The 6,949-nt window shown below is 71.0% G+C and carries 6 protein-coding genes and 1 pseudogene; 5 read left to right on the top strand and 2 right to left on the bottom strand.

Annotation, left to right across the window (positions count from 1 at the left end):
* Positions 1-163: 163 nt before the first annotated feature.
* Positions 164-538, bottom strand: coding sequence for a MerR family transcriptional regulator (locus I0C86_RS37685; RefSeq protein ID WP_196206093.1), 375 nt, complete (start codon positions 536-538; stop codon positions 164-166).
* A 53-nt stretch (positions 539-591) separates the two neighbouring features.
* Between I0C86_RS37685 and I0C86_RS37680 the strand changes: the two genes are divergently transcribed.
* The 4 genes from I0C86_RS37680 (at position 592) to I0C86_RS37665 (ending at position 5,800) form a co-directional block, all read left to right on the top strand.
* Positions 592-1,593: an aldo/keto reductase gene (locus I0C86_RS37680; RefSeq protein WP_196206092.1), complete on the top strand. Its 1,002-nt coding sequence runs from the start codon at positions 592-594 to the stop codon at positions 1,591-1,593.
* Between the two features lie 257 nt (positions 1,594-1,850).
* Positions 1,851-2,165, top strand: coding sequence for a co-chaperone GroES (gene groES / locus I0C86_RS37675; protein WP_192765319.1), 315 nt, complete (start codon positions 1,851-1,853; stop codon positions 2,163-2,165).
* Positions 2,166-2,243: 78 nt separating this feature from the next.
* Positions 2,244-3,881 carry a chaperonin GroEL gene (gene groL, locus I0C86_RS37670; protein ID WP_196206091.1) on the top strand — a complete coding sequence of 546 codons (1,638 nt, stop codon included), beginning with the start codon at positions 2,244-2,246 and terminating at the stop codon, positions 3,879-3,881.
* 245 nt (positions 3,882-4,126) lie between these two features.
* Positions 4,127-5,800: a molybdopterin-dependent oxidoreductase gene (locus tag I0C86_RS37665; RefSeq protein WP_323374100.1), complete on the top strand. Its 1,674-nt coding sequence runs from the start codon at positions 4,127-4,129 to the stop codon at positions 5,798-5,800.
* Between the two features lie 96 nt (positions 5,801-5,896).
* On the opposite strand, the gene I0C86_RS37660 is transcribed toward I0C86_RS37665, so the two are convergent.
* Positions 5,897-6,292, bottom strand: coding sequence for a WhiB family transcriptional regulator (locus I0C86_RS37660; protein ID WP_196206090.1), 396 nt, complete (start codon positions 6,290-6,292; stop codon positions 5,897-5,899).
* Positions 6,293-6,547: 255 nt separating this feature from the next.
* Between I0C86_RS37660 and I0C86_RS37655 the strand changes: the two are divergent.
* A pseudogene (locus I0C86_RS37655) lies at positions 6,548-6,949 on the top strand (helix-turn-helix transcriptional regulator); the annotation flags it as partial.

The raw sequence follows: 6,949 nt of genomic DNA, 5'->3' as shown, positions 1-6,949 counted from the left end.
GGCCGAACGCAGCGCGGCGGCCGCGGTCAGCGGGTCGTCGCCGGCCACCGCGCCGGCCGCGGCCAGCGCGGACACCCCCACCGGGGTACGCAGCGCGGCGAACTGGTCGGAATCCACTGCTGCATTCTGCCGAGCGGGTTCCCGGCGGCCCAACTCGCGCCGTTCACCCCGACCGGGCTCCGGTCCGCTCGGCGTAGTAGCGGATCTTCTCTTCGAGGTGGGCGTACTGCCTGCCCAGGAGTTGCATCTGTTCCTCGACCCGGACGGCGTGCTGCCGCAGCAGGGCGAGGCGTTCGGGTTCGCTGTCGGCACCGGCGCGACAGAGTTCCGCGTAGGTCGCCATCTGGGCTATCGGCATGCCGGTGTCACGCAGACAGCGCAGGACGCCGAGCCAACCGAGGTCGTCGTCGGTGAAGACACGTTGGCCGCCGCTGGTGCGCTCGATGTCGGCGAGCAGACCGATCTTCTCGTAGTAACGCAGGGTGTCCAGGCTGAAGCCGCTGCGCCGGGCCGTCTCCGCCGGCGTATAGACGCTCATCGGCGAAAGATACCCTTGACCTGGAGTGCACTCCAGTTCCTAACGTCGAGGTCGTGCGGACGATTGAATTGGGCAGGACCGGCGTCCAGGTGAGTTCCCTGGCGCTCGGAGCCATGCAGATGGGCAACGCGACCGACGAGAAGGACTCGATCCGGATCCTGGACCACTACCGGGAGGTTGGCGGCTCCTTCATCGACACCGCCGACTGCTACGAGTGGTGGGCCGTACCCGGCAGCCGCGGCGGGCACAGCGAGGAACTGCTCGGCCGCTGGCTGACCGGCAGGCGTGACGAGATCTTCCTGGCCACCAAGGGCAGCGCGGTGCCGAAACTCGACCCGGCGCTCTGGGCCGACGACGGCACCCCGAACTGGCCGCTGGCCCGGAGGACCTTCGCCGGTGCGGGTGCCGACAGCCTGCGGCACGCGCTCGACGGCAGCCTGAAGCGGCTCGGCACCGACCACGTCGACCTGTACTACGTGCACGTCGACGACCGGGCCACGCCGCTGGCGGAGACGCTCGAAACGCTGGCCGGGTTCGTGCGGGCCGGCAAGGTGCGATTTGTCGGCTGGTCGAACGTGCGGACGTGGCGGCTGGAGCGGATCCGCGGGCTCTGCGAACGCAACGGCTGGCCGCTGCCGGTGGCGGTCCAGCAACAGCACTCCTACCTGCGGCCGAAGCCGTCCGCGGACAGCGCCTCGATCGTGGACCACGAGCAGCTGGACTACCTACGGGAACACCGGGACCAGACGCTGGTGGCGTACTCGCCGATTCTCAAGGGCATCTACGACGACGAGCGCAAGCGCGACGGGCACTGGGCGATGGAGTCGTACGCCGGGACCGACTCGGACGCGCGTCTCGCGGCCGCGGCGGAGGTGGCCGACGAGGTCGGCGTCACGCCGAACCAGTTGGTGCTGGCCTGGCTGATGCACCAGACGCCACGGACGGTTCCCCTGATCGGCCCGCGCACCCCGGAGCAGTTCGAGGACTCGCTGCCGGCCCTCGACGTACGGCTCTCGCGGGAGCAGCTCGACCGGCTGGACGCGGCCGGAGCCTGACTCCGGAGGCCGGCCCCGACCTGGACGTCTGGTGAACACGCCGGCAGTAGGTTGGCACTCTCCTTGACGGAGTGCTAGCCACCGGCATAACCTGCGGTTAGCACTCTCAAACCGAGGGTGCCAGCTTTCGGGCTCGTGTCCGGGAGCTGAACGCCAGGCGGACCGGCACCCGCGACGACGGTCCCGCCCGGTGGCATGTGGCAGATTGACGCTGGTCGGCTCGCCGGCCGGTAACGAAACCAGTACCCCAGGAGGGTATGCCCGTGACTACCGCGACCAAGGTTGCGATCAAGCCGCTCGAGGACCGGATTCTGGTCCAGGCGAATGAGGCTGAGACGACCACGGCGTCGGGCATCGTGATTCCCGACACCGCCAAGGAGAAGCCGCAGGAGGGCACCGTCCTCGCTGTCGGCCCCGGCCGTTTCGACGACGACGGCAACCGGATCCCGGTTGACGTCAAGGTCGGCGACACGGTCCTCTACTCGAAGTACGGCGGCACCGAGGTCAAGTACGCCGGCGAGGAGTACCTGGTGCTCTCCGCCCGCGACGTCCTCGCTGTCATCGAGAAGTGATCTGACTGATTCAGTGACGCTGCCCCGGACCGGCCCTGCCGGGCCGGGGCAGCGCTGCGTGAAGGGACCCTGTAACAGATGGCGAAGATTCTGAGTTTCTCGGATGACGCCCGGCACCTGCTGGAGCACGGTGTCAACACGCTCGCGGACACGGTCAAGGTCACTCTCGGCCCACGCGGGCGCAACGTCGTCCTGGACAAGAAGTTCGGCGCACCGACGATCACCAACGATGGTGTGACCATCGCCAAGGAGATCGAACTCACCAACCCGTACGAGAACCTTGGCGCGCAGTTGGTCAAGGAGGTGGCGACGAAGACCAACGACGTCGCCGGCGACGGGACCACCACCGCCACCGTGCTCGCCCAGGCGATGGTCCGGGAAGGTCTGCGCAACGTCGCGGCCGGCGCCGGTCCGGCCGGGCTCAAGCGGGGCATCGACGCGGCCGCCGCCAAGATCTCCGAGGCGCTGCTGGAGAAGGCCGTCGAGGTGGGCAGCCGGGAGTCGGTCGCGCACGTCGCGACGATCTCCGCGCAGGACGCCACCATCGGCGACCTGATCGCCGAGGCGATGGAGCGGGTCGGCCGCGACGGTGTGATCACCGTCGAGGAGGGCTCGACCCTGGCCACCGAGCTGGAGGTCACCGAGGGCCTGCAGTTCGACAAGGGCTTCATCTCGCCGAACTTCGTCACGGACACCGAGGCGCAGGAGGCGGTGCTCGACGAGCCGCACATCCTGATCACCACCCAGAAGATCTCCTCGATCGAGGAGCTGCTGCCGCTGCTGGAGAAGGTCCTCCAGACGGCGAAGCCGCTGCTGATCATCGCCGAGGACGTGGAGGGGCAGGCGCTCTCCACCCTGGTGGTCAACTCGATCCGCAAGACCGTCAAGGTCTGCGCGGTGAAGGCGCCCGGCTTCGGCGACCGCCGTAAGGCGATGCTGCAGGACATGGCGATCATCACCGGTGGCGAGGTCGTCGCTCCGGAGCTGGGCTACAAGCTCGACTCGGTCGGCCTCGAGGTGCTGGGCAGCGCCCGGCGCGTCGTGGTCGACAAGGACAACACGACCGTCATCGACGGCCGGGGCCGGGACAACGAGGTCACCGAGCGGGTCACCCAGATCCGCAAGGAGATCGAGGCGTCGGACTCCGACTGGGACCGGGAGAAGCTGGCCGAGCGGCTGGCGAAGCTCTCCGGCGGCATCGCGGTGATCAAGGCGGGCGCGGCGACCGAGGTCGAGATGAAGGAGCGCAAGCACCGCATCGAGGACGCGATCGCCGCCACCAAGGCCGCGGTCGAGGAGGGCACCGTGCCGGGTGGTGGCGCCGCGCTGGCGCAGATCGCCTCGGTGCTCGACGACGGTCTCGGGTTCACCGGCGACGAGAAGGTGGGTGTCTCGATCGTCCGCAAGTCGCTGGTCGAGCCGCTGCGCTGGATCGCGCAGAACGCCGGGCACGACGGCTACGTGGTCGTGCAGAAGGTCGTCGACAGCGGCTGGGGCACCGGCCTCGACGCCGCCGTCGGCGAGTACCGCGACCTGGTCAAGGCCGGCATCATCGACCCGGTGAAGGTGACCCGCAACGCGGTCACCAACGCCGCCTCGATCGCCGGTCTACTGCTGACCACCGAGAGCCTGGTCGTGGAGAAGCCGGAGAAGGCCGAGCCGGCCGCCGCCGGTGGTGGCCACGGTCACGGGCACCAGCACGGTCCCGGCTTCTGACCCACCCGGTCCCGGCGCCGCTTAGCCGGGACCGCCTGGTCAAAACGAGATCCGCGTGAGCAGGGTTCGACCTGCGGGCAGCGCGCCCGGAGTTCCGGCTCACGCGGATCCTCGTTTTCCCGGCCCGGTTCCTGGTCGGAAGTGGTCCGGTGGTCCGGAAGTTGTTACGAACCACTTACCTGCCCTACCCGGCCGGCGTCCCGGCCGGCCACACTGGTCCGGTGACGTCTGGTTCCGGAACGACGGTGTCGAGGTGGCGGTCGACCGCGCCGCGAGGGTTCGGCGCGCTCGCCGGGGTGGCGGCCGCGGCCGTGGCAATCGGTGCGGCCGAGGCCGTGGCGGTGCTGACCGGATCGCGCTCCGCGCCGCTGATCGCGGTGGGCGGTGCCGTGGTGGACCTCGCGCCCGGACCGCTCAAGCAGTTCGCCACTGACGTCTTCTACGTCTACGACAAGATCGCCCTGCTGATCGGCACTGCGGTGCTGCTCGGCGGGTTCGCCGTACTCGTCGGGCTGGTCGCGGTCCGATCGCTGCGGCTCGGACTCGCCGGAATCGGGCTCTTCGGGGTGCTCGGAGTCGCGGCGGCGCTGACCCGGCCCGGCGCCGGCCCGGCGGCCGCCCTGCCGTCGTTGATCGGCGCCGGCCTCGCCGCCTGGCTGCTCCAGTTGCTCCTCGCCGGACCGCTCGGCCCGGCGCTGGTCGGCCCGGCGCTGTCCGGATCCGCCGACACCGCGCCGCCGTCCGGCCGGGTCGACACCGCGCCGCCGTCCGGCCGGGTCGACGAAACGCCGTCGGCACCCGAATCCGGCCCGGTGGGAACTCCGGTCGCGCCGGTCGCCGGGCCTGTCGACCCGGTGGCCCGGCGGCGGTTCCTGACCGGGGTCGGCGCCGCGCTCGGCGTCGCGGCGGTCGCCGGGTTCGGTGGGCGATGGCTGTCGACCCGACGCGGTGTCTCCGCCGCCCGCGCGGCGATCGAACTGCCGGCACCGATCAGCCCGGCCCGGCCACTACCGGCCGGCGCCGAACTCACGGTCCCGCAACTGGCGCCGTACGTCACACCGAACCGGGACTTCTACCGGATCGACACGGCACTTGTCGTACCGCAGGTCGACCCGGAGCAGTGGCGGTTGCGGATCCACGGCCGGGTCCGGAACCCGATCACACTCAGCTACGCCGACCTGCTCGCCCGGCCGATGATCGAACGCCACATCACCCTTGCCTGCGTCTCGAACGAGGTCGGCGGTGAGTTGATCGGCAACGCCCGCTGGCTCGGCGTGCCACTCGGTCCGCTGCTGGCCGAGGCCGGGCCGCTGGCCGGGGCGGATCAGGTGGTGGGCCGATCGGTGGACGGGTGGACCTGCGGCAGCCCGACCACCGTACTCACCGACGGGCGCGACGCGATGCTGGCCGTCGGGATGAACGGCGTACCGCTGCCGATCGAACACGGCTTCCCGGTCCGGGTGGTGGTACCCGGGCTGTACGGCTACGTGTCGGCGTGCAAGTGGGTCGTCGAACTGGAGTTGACCAGCTTCGCGGACTTCGACGCGTACTGGGTGCCCCGGGGCTGGGCGGCGCAGGGACCGATCAAGACCCAGTCGAGGATCGACACGCCCCGGGCCCGGCGGACGCTGGCCGCCGGGCCGGTCACCGTCGCCGGGGTCGCCTGGGCGCAGCACGTCGGCATCCAGCGGGTGGAGGTACGGGTCGACGACGGCCAGTGGCAGCCGGCCACCCTGGCCCCTGCGGTGAGCGCCGACACCTGGGTGCAGTGGTCCTGGCAGTGGGCGGCGACGTCGGGCGAGCACACCCTGCGGGTACGGGCCACCGACGCCACCGGTGCGGTGCAGACCGGGCAGGCCCGCCGGATCGATCCGGACGGCGCCACCGGCTGGCACGCCGTACCGGTCACGGTGGACTGAGCGGTGTTGCCGGCGAGGGCCTGCGCGTGCCCTCGACCGGGCCGGGAAAGCCGTGGTTCCGCCGTTGACCGACCGGTTGGCGGTCGGCCCGGCGGGTCAGGAGCGGCTGCCGGCAGGTGAGCGCTGAGCTGGTACCGCCGACTTGTGCGGGCGGCCGAGCCGGGCCTCCAGCCGGCTGACGTCCACCCGGCTCTGCCGACGGTCGGCCAGGTCCTCCCAGCCGACGGCGAGCAGCCGGAGCCGCTCGGACTCGCTGAAGCCGCCCCACACCCCGTACGGCTCCCGGACGGCGAGGGCGTGGGCGGCGCACTCGGCCCGGACCGGGCAGGCCCGGCAGACGGACTTGGCACCCGCCTCCCGGCGGTTCCGGGAGGATCCTCGTTCGCCCTCGGGATGGAAGAACTGGGCACTGTCGCGTCCTCGACAGGCGCCGAGCCGTTGCCACTCCCACAGATCGACGATGGGTCCGGGCAGTCTGCGTACGTTCGACATCAGCACCCTCCTCCCGCGCGGCACCGCGTGATCTCCGTCCGGTCGGGATCCGGGCGGCGGGCCGCGCAGGCGCACCGATCCGACCTTCGGGTCCGGTACCCCGGGCGTCGACGGCTCACACGTACTTGATTCGGTGAGTTGTTCCGGGAAACTCGATCGGTGGGGCGAATCGCCCAAAAAGTTTGTGGTTGATCCGTGGAAAGTCATCATGATCATTCGTCGCCGTGGTCTGCTCGTTCCGGAGAGGAGACCACCGTGCGTACCGTTCTTGTCTGCGTCCGGACGCCGCTCGCGGCGCAGAACGTCGCGGCCGCGGCAGCCCGGCTCGGATTGGCCGCCGCAGTCCGTACCGCGGTGTCCGATCCCGAGGCGATGCTCCGGCTCACCGAGCGACCGGCCGACGTGGTGCTCGCCGACACCGCGCTCACCCGTCCGGACAGCGTCGGATTCACCCGCCGGGTGCTGGCCCGATCGCCGGGTGCGGCGATCCTGCTGCTCGGCGCGGAGGACCCCGGGGTCGCCGCGGCCACCATCGCCGCCGGTGCCCGGGGACTCATCCAGGGCGGCGACCACGATCTGGTCAGCGTGGTGGCGAAGGCCATCCTGCTGCTCGGGGCCGCCGGCCGGGCCAGCCGGGGCGGCGGCCCCGAGCAGCAG

The sequence above is a fragment of the Plantactinospora alkalitolerans genome, from assembly GCF_015690345.1.
GTDB lineage: Bacteria > Actinomycetota > Actinomycetes > Mycobacteriales > Micromonosporaceae > Plantactinospora > Plantactinospora alkalitolerans.
The sequence above is the reverse complement of the archived record's forward strand: the minus strand, read 5'-3'. Positions and strand labels throughout refer to the sequence as shown.